The organism is Ectothiorhodospira variabilis, from assembly GCF_022227625.1.
In the GTDB taxonomy this organism is placed as follows: Bacteria; Pseudomonadota; Gammaproteobacteria; order Ectothiorhodospirales; family Ectothiorhodospiraceae; genus Ectothiorhodospira; species Ectothiorhodospira haloalkaliphila.
In genome coordinates this window covers 68484-89182 of sequence record NZ_JAJNAO010000012.1, presented here as the reverse complement: position 1 = coordinate 89182, position 20699 = coordinate 68484, and the positions used below count along the sequence as shown (strand labels likewise).

General features: G+C 62.0%; 16 protein-coding genes. 11 read left to right on the top strand and 5 right to left on the bottom strand.

The features are described from left to right. The first annotated feature begins 653 nt into the window (after positions 1 to 653). A complete protein-coding gene (locus tag LPW30_RS12240) occupies positions 654 to 1241 on the top strand; it encodes a hypothetical protein (RefSeq protein ID WP_239680985.1) in 588 nt (195 codons plus the stop codon). Next, the gene (locus LPW30_RS12235) at positions 1234 to 1473 is read left to right on the top strand and encodes a hypothetical protein (RefSeq protein WP_274520765.1); all 240 of its coding nucleotides are present in this window, start codon (positions 1234 to 1236) and stop codon (positions 1471 to 1473) included. Before LPW30_RS12240 ends, LPW30_RS12235 begins: the two co-directional genes overlap by 8 nt. Here LPW30_RS12235 and LPW30_RS12230 read toward each other — a convergent pair. After that, positions 1464 to 3959, bottom strand: coding sequence for a sensor domain-containing protein (locus LPW30_RS12230; RefSeq protein ID WP_239680984.1), 2496 nt, complete (start codon positions 3957 to 3959; stop codon positions 1464 to 1466). The two genes, LPW30_RS12235 and LPW30_RS12230, sit on opposite strands and share 10 nt — an antisense overlap. A gap of 228 nt (positions 3960 to 4187) precedes the next feature. Between LPW30_RS12230 and LPW30_RS12225 the strand changes: the two genes are divergently transcribed. The 6 genes from LPW30_RS12225 to LPW30_RS12200 all read left to right on the top strand — a co-directional run bounded on the left by LPW30_RS12225 (position 4188) and on the right by LPW30_RS12200 (position 11941). Next, positions 4188 to 7853: an ATP-binding protein gene (locus LPW30_RS12225; protein ID WP_239680983.1), complete on the top strand. Its 3666-nt coding sequence runs from the start codon at positions 4188 to 4190 to the stop codon at positions 7851 to 7853. Then, complete coding sequence (locus LPW30_RS12220) at positions 7850 to 8473, top strand: condensin complex protein MksE (RefSeq protein ID WP_238625151.1); 624 nt, start codon at positions 7850 to 7852, stop codon at positions 8471 to 8473. Before LPW30_RS12225 ends, LPW30_RS12220 begins: the two co-directional genes overlap by 4 nt. After that, positions 8470 to 9717, top strand: coding sequence for a hypothetical protein (locus tag LPW30_RS12215; protein ID WP_025280990.1), 1248 nt, complete (start codon positions 8470 to 8472; stop codon positions 9715 to 9717). The genes LPW30_RS12220 and LPW30_RS12215 overlap by 4 nt, the downstream gene beginning before the upstream one ends. Beyond that, the gene (locus LPW30_RS12210) at positions 9714 to 10604 is read left to right on the top strand and encodes a DUF7281 domain-containing protein (RefSeq protein WP_239680982.1); all 891 of its coding nucleotides are present in this window, start codon (positions 9714 to 9716) and stop codon (positions 10602 to 10604) included. The genes LPW30_RS12215 and LPW30_RS12210 overlap by 4 nt, the downstream gene beginning before the upstream one ends. A 118-nt stretch (positions 10605 to 10722) precedes the next feature. Continuing rightward, positions 10723 to 11337 carry a BMC domain-containing protein gene (locus LPW30_RS12205; protein WP_025280992.1) on the top strand — a complete coding sequence of 205 codons (615 nt, stop codon included), beginning with the start codon at positions 10723 to 10725 and terminating at the stop codon, positions 11335 to 11337. A gap of 34 nt (positions 11338 to 11371) precedes the next feature. Continuing rightward, positions 11372 to 11941, top strand: a complete 570-nt coding sequence (locus LPW30_RS12200) for an NUDIX hydrolase (protein WP_239680981.1) — start codon at positions 11372 to 11374, stop codon at positions 11939 to 11941. Between the two features lie 16 nt (positions 11942 to 11957). Here LPW30_RS12200 and LPW30_RS12195 read toward each other — a convergent pair whose 3' ends face one another. The 4 genes from LPW30_RS12195 to LPW30_RS12180 form a co-directional block, all read right to left on the bottom strand. After that, entirely contained in the window at positions 11958 to 12476 is a 519-nt protein-coding gene (locus tag LPW30_RS12195) for a DUF2939 domain-containing protein (RefSeq protein ID WP_128571857.1), read from the bottom strand. 153 nt (positions 12477 to 12629) lie between these two features. Next, positions 12630 to 13193 (bottom strand): nucleoside deaminase, encoded by a 564-nt coding sequence (locus LPW30_RS12190; RefSeq protein ID WP_239680980.1) that lies wholly within the window; start codon positions 13191 to 13193, stop codon positions 12630 to 12632. A gap of 104 nt (positions 13194 to 13297) precedes the next feature. Next, positions 13298 to 14245 carry a hypothetical protein gene (locus LPW30_RS12185; protein ID WP_239680979.1) on the bottom strand — a complete coding sequence of 316 codons (948 nt, stop codon included), beginning with the start codon at positions 14243 to 14245 and terminating at the stop codon, positions 13298 to 13300. Between the two features lie 41 nt (positions 14246 to 14286). After that, a complete protein-coding gene (locus tag LPW30_RS12180) occupies positions 14287 to 18153 on the bottom strand; it encodes a PAAR-like domain-containing protein (protein ID WP_239680978.1) in 3867 nt (1288 codons plus the stop codon). A gap of 182 nt (positions 18154 to 18335) precedes the next feature. Between LPW30_RS12180 and LPW30_RS12175 the strand changes: the two genes are divergently transcribed. From LPW30_RS12175 to LPW30_RS12165, 3 genes are all read left to right on the top strand, one after another. Next, positions 18336 to 18797: an RT0821/Lpp0805 family surface protein gene (locus LPW30_RS12175; protein ID WP_025281764.1), complete on the top strand. Its 462-nt coding sequence runs from the start codon at positions 18336 to 18338 to the stop codon at positions 18795 to 18797. A 43-nt stretch (positions 18798 to 18840) separates the two neighbouring features. After that, complete coding sequence (locus LPW30_RS12170; protein WP_025281763.1) at positions 18841 to 19263, top strand: DUF1841 family protein; 423 nt, start codon at positions 18841 to 18843, stop codon at positions 19261 to 19263. Between the two features lie 517 nt (positions 19264 to 19780). Then, complete coding sequence (locus LPW30_RS12165) at positions 19781 to 20632, top strand: RnfABCDGE type electron transport complex subunit B (RefSeq protein ID WP_029762465.1); 852 nt, start codon at positions 19781 to 19783, stop codon at positions 20630 to 20632. The last annotated feature ends 67 nt before the right edge of the window (positions 20633 to 20699 follow it).

Below are 20699 nucleotides of genomic sequence, written 5' to 3'. Positions count from 1 at the left end.
TAGATTTCTCCCCATAATCAGAGCCAGTCGCTGCAACAAGTATTCACTGTCATTGGTTTCGAGGACCTCCCGAGCAATCTGACTAGAGCCTCTTGCCAGAGCCAAAAGGTACTCCAACTCCACAATGCGTGCTTCCGGTTCTACTGCCTTTTGTTCCATGAATTTATCGTCCTGAATTCAGTGGATGGTACACCGCCAATCACGCAGTGAAGGTTTCAAGGATTGGATTTGTGCGCTAAAGTGGTACGCACGCACCAAATCAGCTCATCTTCCAAACCCGCACTTCTGACGCGGTTTAGTGCGCTCGGATGGGACGTTGAGTATGCACTTGCAGGCTGTCACTGTAACCCCCGCCTGTCCGGATTAATGCAGCAAATGCGGGGAACCGTTGTAGGGATTTTCCTACACGCCCATCAGGCTCTGAAGGAGCGCACAAAGTCCTTCAGTCTATCCCTGTCATGGGACTTGTCAGTTAAGAAGTCGTGCCGGGGCTTGGCCGCAGGTTCGGAGCTTTATCATCCAGACGCCAGACATCATGCAAGGGACATGTGAATCAAGAATCCGGGGCCAGCAGTGCCCGGGTGTAACTGATATCCGAATGAATGTACCCTGCCTGCATGGGCGGAAAAGTCATCAAGCAAGTTCCCCACCCCATGCCACTATGGTTCCGGCTGGCCTATCTTGGCCTGGCCGTGGCGCTGGTACCGGTGTACGCCATCCACTATCCCTGGGTGAACTTCTTCTGGTTTTCCAACCTGGCCCTGCTGGGTGGGCTGGTGGCCGCCTGGACATCGAGTTCCCGTCTGGTTTCGGCCCTGCTGGTGTGTGTGGGGTTGCTGGAGCTTGGGTGGATCGTGGATTTCCTCGGTGGCCTTGTGCTCATGGGGCAGGCCCCGTTCGGGATGGTGGACTACATGTTCGATCCCGAGATCCCGCTACTGGTCCGTGCGCTGTCGCTTTACCACCTGGTGCTGCCCTTCGCCCTGTGGTGGATGGTCTGGCGTCTGGGGTACGACGCGCGGGCGTGGCGGTGGCTCGTGCCTGCGGGGTGGGGCGTTGTGTTGATCACGCGTCTGACGGTGGATGAGGGGCAAAACGTCAATTGGGTATTGAGCATGCCCTGGCTGGAGCCCGGTCGCATACACGAGGGACTCTGGCTCCTCTTGCTCATGCTGGGCCTGGGGATCGCCTGGTGGGTCACCCATCGGCTGGTGCTCTGGTTCATGCAACGTCATGAGTGACCTCTCCAGGCGCGCCGCCTGCCGCCACAACGCCGCGCGGCCCATGACGCCGGAAAGCGCGCTCATCCTGGGCAGTACATGTCACGACAACCTGTTCCTGAACATGGGTCACGGAACGTTGGGCTGGACCATGTCCCTGGGCTCGTCACGGTTCGTGGCTGATCTGGTCTTCGGCCATTCAACGGGTATCGATTCCGACGGCCTGGGCCTGGGCCTGGGCCGCTATGCCTGAGCAGGATTCAGCAACCGTTCCACATCTTCGGCCGGCACCGGCCGGCTATACAGATAGCCCTGCCCTTGCACGCAGCCATGATCCAGCAGGAAGTCCCGCTGCAAGGTGTTCTCGATGCCTTCGGCGATGACCTTCAAGCCCAGGGTCTCGCCCAGGCCGATGATGGCCCGGATGATGGCGGCATCCTCGGGGTGGTTGGCGGGGTCTTCCTTCATCTCGGAGACGAAGGATTGATCGATCTTGATGGCATGCACCGGCAGGCGCTTGAGGTAGTTGAGCGATGAATAGGCGGTGCCGAAATCATCGATGGAGATGCGCACACCCTGGGTGTTGAGTTCGGTCAGGGTGCGTATGGTCTGTTCAATGGAACTCATCGCGGCGCTTTCGGTGATCTCGATTTCCAGATCGCTCGCCTCCAGGCCGGTATCGGCCAGCACCCCGAGAATGCGTTCAACCACGTCGGGTTCACGCAGTTCCCGTGCCGACAGGTTCACCGCCACAGTCACGGTCGGCACACCCCTGGCCTTCCAGACGCGAATCTGCTCGCAGGCCTGGCGCAGCACCTCCGGCCCCAGCGAGAGAATGAAGCCGGTCTCCTCCGCCAGGGGAATGAAGCGACCCGGCGAGATCATGCCCCATTGGGGGTGATGCCAGCGCACCAGGGCTTCCAGGCTGAGCACCCGCCCGCTGGCCAGGTCCACCCGGGGCTGATAAACGAGATGGAATTCGCCTCTCTCCAGCGCCTGGCGCATGGACTGATCCAGTTCCATGCGTTCCTGCAGCGCCGCATCCATCTCCGGGGTGTAGAAGTGGTAGCAGCGTCGACCCTCTGCCTTGGCGCGATACATGGCGGCATCGGCATGACGTATCAAGTCCTCCGGACGGTCGCTGTCGCCGGGATGGATGGAAATGCCGATACTTACCGTCACGGACACCTGTTGGCTCGAGAGGGGGATCGGTTGGTTCAGGACCTTCTGGATCTTCTCGAGTACGGGGATGGCGTCCTCCGCATGAGAAAGCTTGGGCAGCAGCAGAATGAACGAGTCCCCGCCGAAGCGGGCCACCGTGTCCCCCTCGCGCAGCAGGCTGCGCAGGCGATGCGCCACCTGGATCAGCAACTGGTCGCCCAGGTCGTGCCCCAGTGAGTCGTTGATGACCTTGAAATCATCCAGGTCGATGAACATCACGGCCAGGGCATGTTGATCGCGGTGGGCCTGTGCCACTGCCTGACCGATTCTATCCAGTATGAGGCTGCGATTGGGCAGGCCTGTCAACGGGTCGTGGAAGGCGAGGTATTCCAGGCGCTCGTTCAGGGCCCGCTTGTCGGAGATGTCCTCCGCCAGTTTGATGTAGTGAGTGACTTCACCCCGTGCATTGCGGATCGGTGAGATCCTTGCCTGCTCCCAGTACGGCTCGCCGGACCGCTTGCGGTTGTGGAACTCGCCCTCCCAGGTTTTGCCGCTTTGGATGGTTGTCCACAGCTGGTGGGATTTTTCGCTGTTTGTCTCGCCGTAGCGCAACATCCCCGGGCGCTTCCCCAGCACCTCATCTCGGGAGAAGCCGGTGTTGTCGCAGAAACGCTGGTTGACGTACTCGATTACACCGTCGGTGTTGGTGAGTATCATGACACTGGGACTTTGCTCCACCGCGTAGGCCAGTCGCTCGCTTTGCTCTTCGGCCAGCTTGCGCTCGGTGACATCCACGCTGGAACCCAGGATCTTGCTCAGGCATCCGTCCGGGCCGTAAACGGGGGAGGCTTGATAAAGGATCCATCGCCAGCCACCGGTCCGATGGCGCATGCGCACCTCGATACGAAAGCGCCCCTTTGGCCGGCGTGTGTATTGCTCGAACAGCCGGATGTCCTCATCCCGCTCGTCGGGGTGGATCAACGACCGCCAGGCCTCCATATCATTATGCAGTTGGTGATCCAGGTACCCCAGTTGCCCCTTGAGTTCACGCGACAGGATCACGCTCCCGTCGGGCCGCCACTCGAACAAGCCCACGTTGCCCCCTTGCACGGCCTCCCACAGCCACTCCTGATCCCGGAGCCGTGCGGCCATGTCCATGTCCATGCAATAGAGGCGTAAGCCATCCTCGGCATGGGGCACCACCACATGGCAGGAGAGGACCTTCACGGGGTAGCCTTCGCGATGACGCAGGATCAGCATCTCCGAGGGCGGCAGGTGAACGCCATCTCGCACCTTCTGCATGCGCTGGTGAAAGATCTCCAGATCCTCCGGAGGGATGATGAGATCCGCCAGATTGGCACCCAGGGCCTCGTGGGCGGGGTAGCCATACAGATGCTCGCTGGCAGGGTTCCAGTAAACCACGGTTCCATCCAGCCGATACCCCTGGATCGAGATGTCCGGCACGGCGTCCAGGAGCTGTGTCAGGGCCGCTTCATCGTGCCGCCGCGATTCCTCCGTCAAGCCCTGGCGAGCGGATTCATCAGAGGCCTCGCGCGGGGGGGTATTGTCCTCTTCCATGCGAATATTCCAATCGCAGTTGATGTATCGCAAGGGTAACATGGCGCCCTTGTCCAGAATTCCGACACTCTATCAATACTTCTGTGGCTATTCTATTTTCACGGCGGCTTTGACGGCTGATCTTCGAATGCGAGTGGGATGTTTACAAAGCATGACTTTGTGGTGGCGCCTTTGTAGCCTTCAAAGGCAAGATAGGCGCCTCCGAAGTCAAGGGATCCAGAACGCGACATGGCGCACCTGTTACGCATCGTGATGATTCACGGCCATCTTGAGGGGGTGGTCGAGCTGAATGTGGACGGCCACACCAATATCTGCGGCACCAATGCCTCGGGCAAGACCACCCTGCAGCGGCTGGTGCCGGTGTTTTACGGCGAGCTGCCCAACAAGGTGGTGCCGAGGACGCGGCAGAAGTTCGACCAATTCTATCTGCCGCACCGCAACAGCTACCTGGTGTATGAATACCGCCGCGAGGCGGGCGACGTGTGTCAGGCGGTCCTCACCCGCAAGAGCGACGGCGGTGTGGAATATCGCTTCGTCAGTGCCCCCTATCGGCCCGAGGACTACCTGGTCACGGGCGAGGGCGGTGTGACCGCGCTGGACTATGCCCAGTGGGCCAACGGCCTGCGCCGCCAGGGCGTTGATGTGTCCCAGAAAATCGGTGCCAGCTCCGAATATCGCGCGGTGATCCAGAACGACTTCACCCAGCAATACGGCAACAGCCGCGAGGCATTGCGCCTGCGTCAGATCGCAGCCCGTTTCAGCCTGGTGCGCCCGGCACATCGCATCCGTCATATGGAAAAGCTGGTCTCTGCGGTGCATGCCAAGGAGGGCAAGATGGACACCCTCAAGACCATGCTGGCCGCCATCTTCGAGGAGGATGGCGTCGAGTTGCCGGTCACCCGCATCCGCAACACCAAGGCGCGGGAGTGGATCGCCCGCATGCGCCAGTCCATGCGCCTTGCGCCGCTGCAGCGTGCTCTGGAAGACCTGCAGCGCCTCGATCGCGAGATGGCCGAGCTGGAGACTTCGCTGTGTCAGCTCCACCCTCGGCTCAAGGCCGACCATCACCATGCCCAGCGGGCCTGGGCCGATCTCGAGGCCCGGCTCAATGAGCTGCGGCGCGACTTCCGGGCCCGCGAGCAGGCCCATGAGGAGGCGCGCGGCACCCTCGACGACCGGATCAGCGCGCTGGACAGCGAGCTGAAGCGGACTCGCCTTGAGCTCGATGATCTGCAGCGCCGGTTCGAGGCCTTCAAGGAGGCCGATATGCCCGGTCTCGAGCGCGACCTCCAGAGTTTGCCCCAGTGGCGCGAGGAGTTGCAGCAACTGCGCGATCACCTGGAACTGATGCAGCAGGCGGCCCAGGAGAGCAAGGCGCGCCTGAATGCCCGGCTGGTGGAGCTGGGTGACCTGCTCGAACGCCGCCGCGAGGAAACCCAGGCGCGCATTGATGCCCTCGACAAGGAGAAGGACGCCTGCCGTGAGGCCCGGAATGAACAGGAAGAGCGCCTGGAAGCCGACCACCAGCGTCGCCGAAAGGCACTGGACGATGATTACCGCAGCCGCCTGGATGAGGGCGCCAACCGTCTTGCCGAACTCAAGGCCCGGCTGGCCCATGACGGCCAGACAACCGAGGAAGCCCACGAGGCCCGTCAGGTCCAGGCCCGGGTCGATCAGGCTCAGGGCGAACAAAGCGCAGCTGCTGCCGCATTGGAGGCGGTGCGTGGCGAACTCGACGAGCGCAAGCGAGAACGCGACACTGCGGAGCGGGATCTGGAGCTTGCCCGTCAGCAGCGCTCCCGGGCCGAGGCCCGTCTTGATGGGTTGTTGATCCAGCGTGACCCCGCCCAGGGCAGCCTGCGGCACTTCCTGCGTCATCACCGTCCGGGCTGGGAACAGAGCCTGGGCAAGGTGATCGCTCCGGAACTGCTCCAGCGTCGTGACCTGGCCCCGCAGTTCAACGATGGTGCCAGTGACGATCTTTATGGGTTGGTGGTGGATCTTGCTGCCATCGCCCTGCCTGATCATGCCCAGGACGAGGCCACGCTGCTGGCCGGGATCGAGGCCGCCCAGCAGGCGCTGGATCAGGCCCGAAAAGCCGAAGAAGCCGCGGAGAAGGCGCTCAAGGCCCGCCATGACAAGGTACAGGAGGCCGCCGCCCGGCTGGATCGTGCCCGTTCGACCCAGCGCCGCGCCGCCGAAGAGGTAGACTATGCCCTGCAAGCCCGCAGCCAGTGTTGGGAGCGTCATGAGGCAGCTCGCCAGACACGTCAGGCCGCCTGCCGCGAGGAGCTCAATGAGCAGGAGGCCCAGCAGCAGGCGCTGAATCAAGAGCGGGAACAGGCCCTGGAGGCGCTGGCCGATACCCACCGCGCCCAGCGACAGGCCTTGAGTGACGAATTCACGGGGCGGCTGGCCGATTTCGATGAGCAGATTGCCCAGTATCGTGGCCAGTTGACCGGGTTCAGGCAGGAGAATCGCCGTCAGCGCGAGGAGCTTGAGGCTGCCTTCGAGCGCGAACTGGCCGAGCAGGGTGTGGATACCGTCAGCCTGAACCAGACCCGCTCACGCCTGGAGGCCCTGGAACAGCGCATTCGCCAGACCGAGCGGCGTCGTGAGGAGCTTGAAGCCTACACACGCTTCATGCGGGTGGATTGGGGTGAGCGCAAGCCGCAGTTGGTGGCGCGCGAGTCTGAGCTGGGCGGTGAGCACCAGAGCGCCGTGCGCGAGCGTGAGCACCTCAAGCAGCAGTTCGACACCGCGCGCAGGGAGTATCGCGAGGCGGTCGCGGATCTGGAGAAGCAGCGCGGCGCGCAACAGCAGTTGATCGACACCCTCGCGCCACTGCTCACCCGGCTGGATGCACTGCCCCTGGAACAGGCCCCGGATTCCCGGAGTGAGGCCCCGGGGGATGTCAGCGAGCGCATTGAACGCGTCCGCCAGGCACTGACCGACCACGCCCGCACCCAGGATGAGCTGCGCCGGGGCTGCGAGAAGATGGAGTCCGACCTGATCAAGGGCGCCAGCACCGATTTCCACGAGACCCTGGAGGCGGAGCGCACCCGGCTTGAAGACACCAGCCCCCGTCGCCTGCTGGGTGTACTGGCCGGCATGCTCCAGTTGCTGGAGGGCCGGCAGGAGCAACTCCAGCAGGAAGGACGCAACCTGGGCGACGACCTGGACAAGTTCTTCACCGTGTTCCGCGATCTCAACCGGCGCATCAACGCCCAGAGCCGGCGTCTCTCGGACGAAGTGGCGGATGATCTCAAGCTGGAAGGTATTGGCCGTGCGGAGGTGAAGATTCAGTCCACCATCGATGAGCTGGGTTTCTGGGAGCCGCTCAAGCGCTTCACCCAGCACTACCGCGACTGGCGGGACTCCGGCCAGCCGCTGCCCGGGGATGACTACCTGGACGCCCTGGCCGATGTGGTGGAGTTGTTGCGCAGTGACCAGCAGTACAGCTTCGAGAGCCTGTTGCGCCTGGAACTGCACCTGAACGAGGGCGGTACGGATCTGGTGATCAAGAGCGACCGCCAGTTGCTGGAGTCCTCCAGTCACGGCATGGCCTACCTGATCCTGTGCAAGTTCCTGCTCGCCTTCACCCGGTTGCTGCGCGGTGAGGCCCAGGTGGCCATCCACTGGCCCATCGACGAGATCGGCACCCTGGCCTATCACAATGTGGAGAAGATCTTCGATGCCTGCGACAACAACCGCATCCATATCGTGGGCGCCTTCCCCAACCCGGAGTCGGACGTGCTGCTGCTGTTCCGCAACCGCTACCTGATCGACCGCGACGAGGCCGACCCGGCCAAGCGCCGTCTCAAGCGCATTGAACCCCGTCTGAGCCGCCTGGCTCAGCGTCTGCAGGCCCGCACGGAGGAGGTGAACCCATGATCGAACAGGGTCCGCTGCTGGAGCGCCTGCTGGCCGGCGACTTCATCTGCGCGGTGAGCGACGAGGCCGCCTTTCGCCACCTGCAGGACGAGACGATCCGTGAGCAGATCGATGACTATCTGCGCCCACTCAACCGTCGCCTGGCCACCAACACCGATGGGACCGTCTACTTCCTAGCCTGGCTGCGGCTCGACGAGGCCGCCCGCGAGCAGCTCTCGCGCCAGCTGGGCGACACGGTGGGCAGCCTGATGCCGATGCTGGAGTGGCTGCAGTTGGTGCAGGAGGCACTGGGCCGCGATGGCCTGGCGGCCCCCGGGGACGTACTCAAGCCCGCCGACTTCAGCTCCCGCTGCGAGGATCATCAGGGCCTGCGCGAGCGACTGGAGCGGCTGGCTTCCGACCCTTTCTTCGGCTCCCAGAGCGACCAACTGGACGCCCAACTCAAACAGGTCTTCAAGCGCCTCAAGGAGCATGGTTACCTGCAGCAGCCCCACGCTGATCGCCAGTACTACGTGGTGACCGGCAAGATCGATTATCTGATCGACCTGGTGCGATTCATCCGTGATGAGGAGAATCTGCCCATTGAAGATCAGGCGCCCACGCAGCAGAGCCTGCTATGAGCGGCGGCGACCCCCACGCCCTGGAGAGCCGGTTGATCAGCGCCGGTGTGGAGCGCCTGGCGCTGTTGGGCAAGCATGCCGAGACGCTGATGGCCGGCTACGCCTGCGATGAGGTGCCGCTGGAAGGGCTGAGCACCACCGCGCTGAACCGCCTGCTGGCGGCGCGCATCCTTTGGCGGCCCGACGAGCAAAGCGGCGTCAAGCTGGCCCCCAAGGTGCGTGAGTTGATCGCCGAGATGCTGGCCGACGAGACCCGCCGCCACGTGAATGCCGACGTGGCCGAGACGCTCGAGCTGGTGCGCACGCTGGTGCAGAGCTACCGGGAGGCCCGCGACGCCGGCGAGTACTGGCGCCAGGAGCAGCAGCTCCTGCGCCTGCGCCAGGAAGTGGATGATCTCAATGGTCGCTTCGCCGACGCCATTGACAGCCTGTGGCGGCGACTCAACAGCGACTTCGGTTTTGTCAGCCGCCTTGGCGACAAGATCCGCGAGAATGAGCGTGCTCAGAAACAGATCGTGCGCCTGCTGGACGGTCTGGAACTGATCGACTTCAATGAACTCATCGAACTGGTTGGCAGCGATGGCGCCCTGCGCAAGCTGCTGGTCAGCGGTTTGCAGCAGCAACTTACCCACCACTACACCAGCCTTCGGGAGGTGCAGCGACGGCTCATCGAATTGATGGCCCGCTTCCGTCAACAGCAGTCGCGCAGCCGTCTGGTGGCCGGCATGGTGGGCTTCCTGCGCGAGCACCCGAACTTCGTGCCCGGCAACTACGCCATGCGCAGCGAAGTGCCGGAGCTGATCAACCGGGCGGCGCCCATCATGCCCGCGGGCGCCGTGGCCCTGGACCACGATGCCGATGCCCGTCTGGCGGCCGAATTGCTGCACCGCCTGCCTCGGCCCGCATCACGCCCCCAGCCGGTCACTGCCGCCGGTGCCGCCGAGTTGCCCGAGGACACCCAGGTGGCCGCGCGCCAGCAGGCTCTCAAGGAAGATGTGGAGGGGTTCTATCTAGCGGTGGTGGACCACGACGGCGAGGGACTCAGTGCCCTGGAATATCTCCAGGGCAGCGATCTGGAATGGGATGAGGAGATCTGGCTCTTCCAGGTGATCGCCGAGTATCAGGGCCTGCCCCGAAGCGAGCAGCGTGCCTTCCGGCTGCGTCAGGTGGAAACCCAGGCCAGTCCCCTTAACCATCTTTACCTGATCCACGACGTCCAGTTGCAATTGGCGCTGCCGGCATGAACCTGTCACCGGGTGCTTACAGGCTGCTGCGTGAGGTGCGCAAGAAGCTGCTGCACGAGCCCGGCGTGGCCAAATCCCGCAGCGGCAAGGTCATGGCAGAGATCGAGGCCTGGTGCCATGAGCACGACATGGTGCTGGGCATGCGGTGTTCCACCCGTACCTTGCGCTTCGACCGCGAGTTGCTGGCGCAGATCGACGCCACCCTGGTTGCCTCGGGGCTGCCGTCCATCGACGCCAACCTCAGCGGCCTCACCACCGCCGAACAGGCCCGCCACGGCAGCCGTGAGGAGAAGGGCGTGCGGGAGAATCCGCGCGACCACCGCGTGCTGGCCAGCTTGCCCGCTGGCGCGGTGCGGCCCGGCATCGCCGCGACGCCTCGCGATGTCCATGATCTGGACTGGCGGCAGATCCAGCTCTCCGCCTTCGACGTCCTGGTTCAGGTGGAAAACCTGGACAGCTTCTACGGCCTGGCGTCCCATCTTCCGGCGCTGGCTTCGTGGTCTTGCCCACTGCTGCTCTATCGAGGGGACAGCCAGTATGGCGGAGGTTTCGGCAGGCTGTCCGATGCCTGGGCGAGCACATCCAGGCCGCATGTCTACTTTGGCGACTTCGACGCCGCCGGTATTCGCAATGCCCTGAGCAGCGGCGCAACCGACCTGCTGCTGCCACCCATCGCATGGTTGGGCGAGCGCGCCACCTCCGAGCACCTGCCGGAAGGGCAGTACCAATACCAGGCGGCCCTGCATGACATCGAGGCCGGTCTGCCCGCGGGACACCCCCTCGGAGACTATCTGGCCATCCTGCTCGGGCAGCAACGCGGCCTGCGTCAGCAGTGGTTCAGTGGGCAGTTGGTGGTCGTGCCGCTGGGCGCGATTCGATCCGGCTAACCTGCTGGCTGTTTCAATCGGGCGCCCAATCTCTTGATTATCATATCCATATTCCACGATGATTGGGACCGGCCCGCCCTTATGCGGCTCCTCATGCCCCGCAACCCCGGTACACTGGATGATCAAGCTTCGAACCTACGTCTTCATGGACTCGCTGCAGCCGCAGCTTGCGGAATATCTGGCCACCGTTTCCCAGGGGTTTTTACCTGTGCCGGGGGATGCCTGCCTGTGGATCGAGGTGTCGCCGGGAATGGCCATACACCGGCTGACCGATATGGCCTTGAAGGCAACCCGGGTGCGTCTGGCGCAGCAAGTGGTGGAGCGGGCCTATGGCTCCATGGTCATTCACCAGCGGGATCAAAGCGACGTGCGCGAGGCCGGGCGCATGCTGCTCTCCCGGCTGGGCGCTCGCCAGGAGGACCGGGAGAGCTGTCGCGTGGCCTGGCAGGAAGTGATTCGCGGCATCACCCCGGATCACAGCGTGCTCATCAACCGCCAGAATCGTCGCGGCTCCATGATCCTGCCCGGTCAGAGCATGTTCATCCTGGAAACCCAGCCTGCAGGCTACGTGGTGTATGCCGCCAACCAGGCCGAGAAGGCGGCCCGCATCAACCTGATCGACGTGCGTGCCGTGGGCGCCTTTGGCAGGCTTACACTGTCGGGCAGTGAGGCGGATGTGGACGAGGCCGCACAGGCGGCCCTGGCGGCCATCGAGAACCCCGCCGGGATCTGAATTCAGCGACGCCACCAGCATAGGGGACTTGGTCATGCATCGTCGGGAATTGCTGGGACTCCTGTCCCGCCATCAAACGCGCTTCATCGAGGAGTCGGCCCATCTGGATCGCGCCCGTGCCTTTGTGGATGCCCACGAGGATTGCTTCCACTGTGATCTCTGGCCGGGGCATGTGACCGGCTCGGCCTGGGTGGTCAGCCCCGATCGGCGCCAGGTGCTGCTGATGCACCATCGCAAGCACGGCCAGTGGTTCCAGCCCGGCGGCCATGCCGATGGTGATGCCGATATCCTGCGGGTGGCCCTGCGCGAGACCTCCGAGGAGACGGGCGTTGACCCTTCCCATATTCGCCTGGTGAGCGGGGACATCTTCGACCTGGACATTCACGTGATCCCCGCCAGCCCCCGCGGCCCGCGGCATGAACACTTCGACGTGCGCTTCCTGGTGGAGATGGATGACGACATGCCCATCCCCGGCAATGACGAGTCTCACCAGGTCATCTGGGTGCCGCTGATGCATGTGTCCCGTTACAACAACAATCGCTCCACCTATCGCATGGTGGAAAAGACCCGCAGGCTGCGCACCCTGATGGATGCCTGTGCCTGACGGGGCTTGAGCAGGCTCAGAGCGGCAGGCGCAGGGCGGAGAGTCGCCACCAGAACAGATTCTGGCGGTGTAGCACCATGTCCACGGCTTCGCCGTTGTCTGCGGCGATTCTGATCACGAAACGGTCGAAGGCTTCATAGCGCAGGGAGACCTGCACATCGTCCCGTGCCTCCAGTCCTACACCATCGGTGCCATCAGTCACGGGCATGTAGCCACGCAGGATGGCGGCCAGCGCTGTGGGGGAGATCACGGCATCCACCAGCGGCCTGAGCAGGGCATCGGCCACGGCCAGGCCCATGGCGCCAAATGGGCTATCCCGCATGGCCCGGTTGAGTTCACCGGACAGTGAATCGCTCAGGCTCTCGCGCACGTCCTCCCGCACGGCCGGGAAATCCACATAGCGCGACAGGCGCTCGGTATCCCGGGCCTCGGCGGCTTCCCGCATCTGATCCACGGCATGATAGGGGGAGTAGAACACGCCGATGGCCATGGCCAGCAGGCCCAGGACGATCAGGGGTTTGATGAGCATCTTCATGGTGATGAGGGTCCGAGAGGTTGCGGCGGTGATGATTGGCGCCCGGATTGCCGCAAGCGGGATGGGTCGCACCGCACGGCGTGATTCAGTGGTCGGTATTGTCCGGATTAGCGCGGGGCTGTCAAAGCCTGTGGCGCCCGTTCAGGGCGCGGTTCAATAGATCGCGCCCCCGGATTCCACATAGGCCTGCAGTATCTGGGTGGCCTCGGGCCGCAACACGTCCCGTTGTACCTGGATGCCGCGCCTGGTGAGGGTGTCTGCCCAATGGTCGGGCTTGGCCCCTTCGTCAAAGCCGATCTCGCGCACATCCTCATCCCGTGCGCCGCAGATCACTCGGGACACCCCGGACCAGGGGATGGCGCCCAGGCACATGGCGCAGGGTTCGGCCGAGGTGACCAGAGTATGATGCAGATGCCCCCCATCGCTCAGGTCGTGATTGTCGAGGCGCTTTTGTGCCAGGGCCATGGCGACCATTTCCGCGTGTAGGATGGAGCAACGGCAGCTGGTCACCAGGTTCAGCCCCGGCGCCACCAGGTGCCCCTCCGCATCAAACACCGCCGCCCCGAAGGGTCCACCGCTGCCTTGCCGGACATTCTCGCGGGCCAGCGAGATCACGAAGCGCATCTGCTCCTCATCCCCATGCAGCGGCACCCAGTCACCACTCAATCTCTCCAATAGCCAATCCGGCAACCGTATCTTCAGCTCTGGCATGTCCATGGCGATCTCAAGACCTGTGCAGTGCATCGGAGCGGATATGATGCCTCATCCAGGCCACGGGGAACACTGGGCGCCTCTCCGAGGCCGATCCACCGGCACTGGGTTCATGTATCCGGGTTTTGCGTATTTTGATTGATGGCGGGACGGCGCGGTTTGATCAGGTTGTCCCACCAGGGACGCAAAGCCTTAACCCCAGGCCCGGTGCGTTCCCAACGCCCATCCGAGTGGCGAATCCAGTTGGGTTGGTCGGGCAGTTTAGATGGGTCGAGGCGGTACCAGCGCCAGCCTTCTATGCGGCGCATTAGGTCCCAGTTGCCGGCGTAATGCTCATCGCAAAGCTCGTGGTCAGCCTTCGCCACTTCCGCCGCTGGACCTTCAGTTGGGGGTGCCGTCATAAATGCGACGATGTAGCGGTAGATTGCCTCTGCTTCAGTAGTATGCCATAGGCTAAATTGTTTGCCGTCTAGATCCATAAGTTTGTGGGCTTTTGGCGAAGGTGGTGCGCCATCTTTGATTAAATCATGAGGGGGGCGGATCAGTGCCACCTTGGTGTTGCAATAGGAGTAAGGACGGTAAACGTGGTTTTCATCATAGATAAGATAAGAAGAGTCTGTCCAAGTTGATGAGTCTATTTTGTTTCGCGTTCTCTGAGTAAAGTAAACAAGTTGTCTCTCTCTATCAAATACGATAAATCGGTTGGCTGGGAAGATTCCTGATAGCCAAAAAATCAAGATGCCTATCGGTATTGCTAGTGTGGATAATATTGCGATGGCTATTGATTGGTGTTGTTTAATTGTTACGAGAAGGGTGAAGGCTATTACTGACATGCCTAATCCTAGAGTGCCAATCGTCGTGGCAAGAGAGTGGTAGCCATAAGTCAGAGTATCGGATTCCTGCCATGAAGGTCCAGGCCAATACCGTTCCCTTTCTGTCTCTTCAGCGTAATGTGTAGTTTGGAATGGTGGTTGGGTGTTGTCTAGGGAAAGGGTAACCTTACTTCTCTCAAATAGCTCGCGGACAGGTGATGCCACCCATGCTCGTGCGACTGCCATAATAGAAGCTCTCCATTTGCTAAGGTGAGGTTGATCATTTTCTAGTTCGTCGATGCGGTATTTTTTGTTATAGGGGTGAGTTCAGCTGTAGGTCTCCAAGTTGACTGTATACGTAGATACTCCTCCTCACTTAGCCTGTTGTTTCGTGAGTTTCGGCTAGGCCATGAAGCTTGAGTGTCGATTTTGAAATCTGGTTCATTTCGGTTCGGGCGCAGGATGATTTTTGCGTTTACTCCGGCAACTATTTCGCGGATAGTTGTCTTGTGGAATAGGCGGATTTTGACCGGAGCTTCGTGGCTGTCGGTTTCTATGACCATCATTTCTGCGATTTGAATTTGGGAGCCGGTAGATCTGAGTGAGATTTCAACCTCTATGGCGCCCCTAAATGAGGCGATTTCGGTTAGCTGGATATTGATTTCAATGAGTACCGGCGAGTCAGGTTCGCGTAGTATCGGGCCTGTGTGAGTTTGTATGTTATGAGCATTTTTTTGCGTTGTGAGGTCATGCATGATTATTTGCGCATGGATCTCATGGATAATGGAGATGATTTTTTTCAGCTGATCTTCGGTTGCCGATAGAGTGCAGCTTTTGGGGTTGATTTCTTTTTTTGCTGATTTTCCAAACTTAGATTCAAATAAGCTTTGGGCGATCTTCGTTCGATCTTGATTCGCAACAACTAGGTTGCCCATTGTGCCAAGAAGTAATGCGGTCAGTGCGCTAAAACCAAGAATGTTAGCGCCTAATATGGCAACACCTGAAGCTACTATTAAGGCGCCACCTAGTATGACGCCTCTGTTATCTTTTGTGAGTCCGTCAAATATATAAGTAGCACCAGCACCAATGTCCATTAGGCCGGAAAATCTCGTGAGCGTTATGAGTATGGTTTGTTGTCCTGATGCTTGGTAATTTCGTTGGCGTCTTTTGTGCGCTCTATGGTTTGATATGCTTGATTTAATTCGCTGTCTTGAGATGTTATGCGAGTAACCGCTTTGGTTCGGTTGAGTGATGTTTGGTGCGCTATATTGTGGAAGCAGCGACTGTCGAGTATTTGACCAGAATCGAAACTCGGATAGGCCGAAAGCGGCTACTGTGCTAAATAGAGAGGCTAGCTGCAGGTTATGTGCAACCGTCTGTGACCGCCCCATTTCCCCAAGAGCGAGCCCAAGATTAAAAAGTAGCAAAGGCCCTAAAGTTGCCCCATAAGCCGTCCGGTAGGAGGGGTTGTTGTGGATCATTCGACTTAGGTCGCCAAGACTATAGGCGCCAGTTGGCATTAGCACAGGCACATGTACTTGGTGGAGTTCTTTATGGATGTCTATAAATTCAGATTGCCGGAGTTGGAAGCCTCGAGTAGGTGGCTTATCTAAGGTGAATCCCAGGAAACTCGATAGAGGCAAGTGCTGGACATGGAGTTCAATGCCCGCAATTCGGTGTGCCAAGGTTGCCACATTATCCAAGCCATGTCTTATGTGCTGTGATTGTTCGTCCATCGCCGCCTCTGCCAGCGCATCGATCAGCCTGTTCAGGGCATCCGGCGCGAACGTCGCCAGTTGCAGCCGGTCTATCTCCATAAGCGGTTTCATGCGTGGCTCGGTGGTGTCCAGCCATTGGGTGCCGGTGGACCAGTCGATGAGGGTCTGGCGGGTTTCAGGGTCGTCGTTACCCAGGATGGGGAGGGTGTTGGTTTCCGGGTCGAGAAAACACCGTAGGTAAGGCAGGGAGGTTTCGCTGTCCAGGTCGCGGATGCAGTGAATCCACTGGAGCAGGCCGAAGACCCGGTCGTCCGGGCATGGGCTCTCGGTGTAGTCCTCCAGGGCATGGGCGTAGTGGGGAGATTGCAGCAGCGACAGCAGATCCCGGTTCAGGGACTGGAAACGACTGGCCGCTTCTTTCACCTTCTGATCCCAGGCATTGAGCGTGCGGTTCATGCGGGGTACGTCCACCTGGCGCTGCAGGTCGGGTTGCACCTCTATAAGGAGCTGGATCAGGGTGCCCAGGGCGCGTTCACCGTCTATGGCCGATTGTTCCGCCTCGGCCAGATCTTCCAGGCAGGCGTCCATGGACTGGCGCAGATCCCGGGCTTGCTGCAGTGGGTCGGGGAGGAGGGCAGTGATGAGGCCGTTCACGTCCCGCAGTTCCAGCGCCTCGGCGGGCTCGGGCTGCGAGGCCAGAAGAGGGCGGGGGCGGCCGCCGGGCTCACCGGCGCGACCGAGACGGCCCATGCGTACTGCTTCGCGCCCCAGGTTCAGCGGGATGCAACGGGTGTCCAGCGAGCCTGAGTATCGTATAAGGGTGACATTCTGCCCGCCGGAGGAGGGTCGGGGCACCCTCCTGGGATCATCCGGCGCCAGTCCTCCGAAAGCCTGGATCCGCGCCCAGGTCCACTGCGGCTCACTCAGCGCCAGTTGGTAATCAAATGTCTCTCCATCGATACGATGCGGGAACAGCAGGCGTGCTCCCAGGGGGCATTGCGCCGGGCGGTCATCCTTGCCCTGCCAGATCTCAAGATTCACCTCCAGCCAGCTGCCTTCCGGACCGGCCTCCAGCTCGCGCCACAGGTAGCCGTCGCGAAAGACATAGACCCGGCAGCCGGGTCGGATGACGTCATGCTCTATCCCTCGAAGATCCAACGGGCGGCGTAGAGCCACCGCGACCAGTTGATGTTCATGACGATGCGCCTCCAGGGTCGGGTCGTTGTCCGCATCCCGGGGCCGAACGCTCACATCCCGAGCCAGTGGCACGTGATACATGCCCTGGTGGGGATCGTGCAGCGGTAGCATCAGATCCACCGTCTGTGCCGGTAGACCGGTAAACAGCAGGGTGTGAGCATCGCGACGATTGTTCACGGGGCGCGGGTAGGCGCCGACCGCATCATCCGAGCCGTCCCGCGGGTGGGCTGTCACTTCCAGTCCGCGCCCCAGAGCCCTGTCCAGATCCACCTCAAGCCGCAGCCCATGGGTCTGCTGCAACGGGGGAGGCTCATTGAAGACTGCAGGATTCAGTTCCTGCGCCTGTCGGCAGCCCGGTTGCATGAGGGAGGCAGGCGGGGTGTTGCGGCAGTTGGAGACCATGGGGTCGAACTGCCGCACCGCCGGCACGCCCTCGAAGAACACATTGCCTGAGCTGCCCACGAACTCCGCGTAACCGCGCCGGGTACGGGAGCGCACGCCGCCACAGTTGCCGGCCTCGTCACCCCGGCTGCGTGCGAATCGGGACTGGTGATGGCACACCGCATGACCGTTGACGAATACGCTGCCGGCGGTGCCTGTGGCATCCCGGCTTTCCGCCACATTGGTGTAAGGGATGGGCTTGCAGCGCTTGCCGATCCTGGTCAGGCACACATCGATGCTGGTGAGCAGGCCCTGGGAGCCGGCATGCACGGCGCTGCGGCCGTTGATGGCGATGTTGCCGCCGGCGCCGGACGTTGCCGGGGTAGCGCTGTCCTCCTGGGTGGCCAGCGGTTGGCGGTGGACGGAACCGATCTCCATGCCCAGTCGATGCTCGATGGCATGGGCCACCGTGTCCCGTTCGCGAGGGCTCAGGGAGCTGACCGGGCGCTCCGCCTCCAGACCCGTGTCCGGGCAGTGGGATGGGCGAGCAGGGTGCGAGGGTGGCAATTGCCAGTCGGGGTCAACGCGCCGGTACAGGCTGGCGATGCTGAGGTGGCGTGTTTCGGCTCGCCCTAGCCAGTCTCTCAGGGCGCGACGCCCGTGTTCCAGTGAAGGGAAGACCGGCACGCCCTGGGCAATGCCGATGGCTCCGTGATCCTGGGCCACCGGGCCCAGGCCAAGCAGGCCAGGATTATGGGTGCGCCAGGAGAGGCTGCCGCCCCGATGGATGGTGACCGTGTCGGAGTCGTCAAAGAAATGCACTTCCGTGTCGGACAGACCGCTGGCTGAACGATACATGGCATGGCTTCCCTGCGCATGGACATACCCGCAATCATCGCTCGGCCCCTTCCCGAGTTCAAGCCTGAAGGTCGGAACCACCCCACAAAAGGGGGATCAAATCCATACAGATATGTGTCGCTTTTGTTAGTCTGTGGGCCGGTCGGGCCCTGGCCGCCCTTTCTGCCCAAGGAGTTTTCGTGATGACTTCCCTTAAACGCTTTGCCACTGCAATCTGCGCGGCGGCTTTCATCGGTCTTGCCGGCTGTGCCACCGGCCCCACCCAGGAGCAGACCGGCGCGGTGGTGGGCGGGGCCCTGGGCGGAGTGCTGGGGAGTCAGATTGGCGGTGGCACCGGGCGCACGGCGGCCATCATTGCCGGCACGCTGGCCGGGGCGGCCATCGGCGGTTCCATTGGTCGCACCATGGATGAAGTGGATCGGGCCCGGCTGTCCAATACCCTGGAGCGCCAGCCGGACAACCGCTCCACGTCCTGGCAAAACCCCAATACCGGTCATAGCTTTCAGGCCACGCCCACCAATACGTTCCAGAGTGGTGGCCGTGATTGCCGTGAATACACGGTCATCGGCAATATCGACGGCTCCCAGGAGCGCATTACCGGTACCGCCTGTCGGGACGCCCAGGGCCGCTGGATCAACCAGTAACACCTATTCCCATCGGCACAGCCCTTCCCTCTGAGGTCCCTGGATGTTTGCCAACCAGAATCGCGATCAGTTGCGCGCCATGTATTGCCAGGCTTGGCGCAAGCACCAGGCCGGGGAGCCCCTGGAGCCCCTGGAACGCCAGATTGCCCAACTGGTGCAGGAGCACCCCGAGTATCACGCCCAGGTCCAGGACGCGGAGGCCGCCAAGGCCGCCGAGTTCACGGTGGAGCAAGGTGTCACCAATCCGTTCCTGCACATGGGCATGCACCTGGCCATCCGGGATCAGGTGGCTATGGATCGTCCGACGGGCATCGCCAAGGCCTATCAGGGCCTGGTGCGTCGCCTGGGTGCCCATGAGGCAGAACACGCCATGATGGAATGTCTGGGTACGGCCCTCTGGGAGGCCCAGCGCTTTGGTCGTCCACCGGATGAGGCGGCCTATCTGGAGTGCGTGCGCAAGCTGTAGCCCCGGCCCCTCGTCCCCAGTCCTTCCTGTGTCTGCCCGTGAGATCCCCCTCTGGGAGTGGCCCCCGGCCGCGAATGGCCTTTCGAAAAAGACTCCGATGTGTCCGGGCCTCGGGGGGAGCGGGTTCCTGTAAGCGGGCTTCAGCCGCAGGAAGCGGCTGCAGAGCCTACATGGATGTATTCACGGCGTCCCGCTGGAAGGAACCCGGTCCCCCCGAGGTCCACTCCGATCTCAGGCCGGGGCGGCGGCCGAAGACTCAGCCATTCGCGGCCGAGGGCCGCTCCCACCTCCCACTCCCCAGTCCCAGTCCCTCCCATCAGCCCGTTGCGAACCCGCAATAAGTGTCACCACATCCCGCCCCGAAACCGCCTTTTGTCCTTTAATTGCTTGACCCCACAGTTTGTGCAGGGTACTTTTTGTCATCAATTGTTCACTGCACAAAAAGTGAGTGATCCCATCGGGTACCGGATTGATCGTGACTTCCTCAACCTTACAAATCGCACTGGCAAGTGGTTTCATGGCGTCCCTGGGCGTGTTGCTGGCCGGTATTCTGGCCATCGCCAACCGTCGCCTGTACGTCTTTGAAGACCCGCGCATCGACGAGATTGAAGACATGCTGCCGCGCGCCAACTGCGGTGCATGTGGCGAGGCCGGCTGCCGTTCGTTTGCCGAGGCGCTGGTGCAGCGCCGTATCGATCCTGCTCGATGCACCCCGAATGCCGAGGAAATGAACCAGAAAATCGCCGATTTTCTGGGTGTGGAGATGGGCGATCAGGAGCGTAACATCGCCCGTCTGGCCTGCGCGGGCGGTTCCCACGTGGCGGCCACCCGCGCCCGCTACCAGGGCCTCAAGTCCTGCCGCGCCGCCGCCATCGTGGCTGGCGGCGGCAAGGGCTGCAGCTGGGGTTGCCTGGGTCTGGGCGACTGCGAGGCCGTGTGCGATTTCGACGCCATCCACCTGAACCGGCATGGCCTGCCCATCGTGGATGTCGACAAATGCACCGGTTGCAATGATTGCGTCGACATCTGCCCCAAGAATCTGTTCAGCCTTCAACCCGAAAGCCATCGCCTGTGGGTCAACTGCCTCAACCAGGACCCCCAGGACGAAGCCATGGCCCATTGTCAGGTGGTGTGCACCGCCTGTGGCCGCTGCGCCATCGACGCCCCCGAGGGGCTGATCCGCATGGAGCAGAACCTGGCCGTGATCGACTACACCAAAAACGCCCTGGCCTCCCCCGTGGCCATCCAGCGCTGCCCCACCGGTGCCATCGTATGGCTGGAAGGGGCCGAGCCCCGCAAGGGGTCGGGCGCCCGCAAGGTTACCCGCAAGGAGCCCCTGCCACGCATGGAGCCCCTGCCCCGCGTATAAGGCGGCGCAGAACGGAGCTCCGCCGGTCGATTCGAGACGACCGGCCCTTTGGCATTCCCCGCACGGA

What these genes read in the sequence shown, in the direction of transcription:
- LPW30_RS12240 (WP_239680985.1), top strand. Translation starts at nt 654, where the DNA reads ATGCCACTATGGTTCCGGCTGGCCTATCTTGGCCTGGCCGTGGCGCTG.
- LPW30_RS12235 (WP_274520765.1), top strand. Translation starts at nt 1,234, where the DNA reads ATGAGTGACCTCTCCAGGCGCGCCGCCTGCCGCCACAACGCCGCGCGG.
- LPW30_RS12230 (WP_239680984.1), bottom strand. Translation starts at nt 3,959, where the DNA reads ATGGAAGAGGACAATACCCCCCCGCGCGAGGCCTCTGATGAATCCGCT.
- LPW30_RS12225 (WP_239680983.1), top strand. Translation starts at nt 4,188, where the DNA reads ATGGCGCACCTGTTACGCATCGTGATGATTCACGGCCATCTTGAGGGG.
- LPW30_RS12220 (WP_238625151.1), top strand. Translation starts at nt 7,850, where the DNA reads ATGATCGAACAGGGTCCGCTGCTGGAGCGCCTGCTGGCCGGCGACTTC.
- LPW30_RS12215 (WP_025280990.1), top strand. Translation starts at nt 8,470, where the DNA reads ATGAGCGGCGGCGACCCCCACGCCCTGGAGAGCCGGTTGATCAGCGCC.
- LPW30_RS12210 (WP_239680982.1), top strand. Translation starts at nt 9,714, where the DNA reads ATGAACCTGTCACCGGGTGCTTACAGGCTGCTGCGTGAGGTGCGCAAG.
- LPW30_RS12205 (WP_025280992.1), top strand. Translation starts at nt 10,723, where the DNA reads ATGATCAAGCTTCGAACCTACGTCTTCATGGACTCGCTGCAGCCGCAG.
- LPW30_RS12200 (WP_239680981.1), top strand. Translation starts at nt 11,372, where the DNA reads ATGCATCGTCGGGAATTGCTGGGACTCCTGTCCCGCCATCAAACGCGC.
- LPW30_RS12195 (WP_128571857.1), bottom strand. Translation starts at nt 12,476, where the DNA reads ATGAAGATGCTCATCAAACCCCTGATCGTCCTGGGCCTGCTGGCCATG.
- LPW30_RS12190 (WP_239680980.1), bottom strand. Translation starts at nt 13,193, where the DNA reads ATGGACATGCCAGAGCTGAAGATACGGTTGCCGGATTGGCTATTGGAG.
- LPW30_RS12185 (WP_239680979.1), bottom strand. Translation starts at nt 14,245, where the DNA reads ATGGCAGTCGCACGAGCATGGGTGGCATCACCTGTCCGCGAGCTATTT.
- LPW30_RS12180 (WP_239680978.1), bottom strand. Translation starts at nt 18,153, where the DNA reads ATGTATCGTTCAGCCAGCGGTCTGTCCGACACGGAAGTGCATTTCTTT.
- LPW30_RS12175 (WP_025281764.1), top strand. Translation starts at nt 18,336, where the DNA reads ATGACTTCCCTTAAACGCTTTGCCACTGCAATCTGCGCGGCGGCTTTC.
- LPW30_RS12170 (WP_025281763.1), top strand. Translation starts at nt 18,841, where the DNA reads ATGTTTGCCAACCAGAATCGCGATCAGTTGCGCGCCATGTATTGCCAG.
- LPW30_RS12165 (WP_029762465.1), top strand. Translation starts at nt 19,781, where the DNA reads ATGGCGTCCCTGGGCGTGTTGCTGGCCGGTATTCTGGCCATCGCCAAC.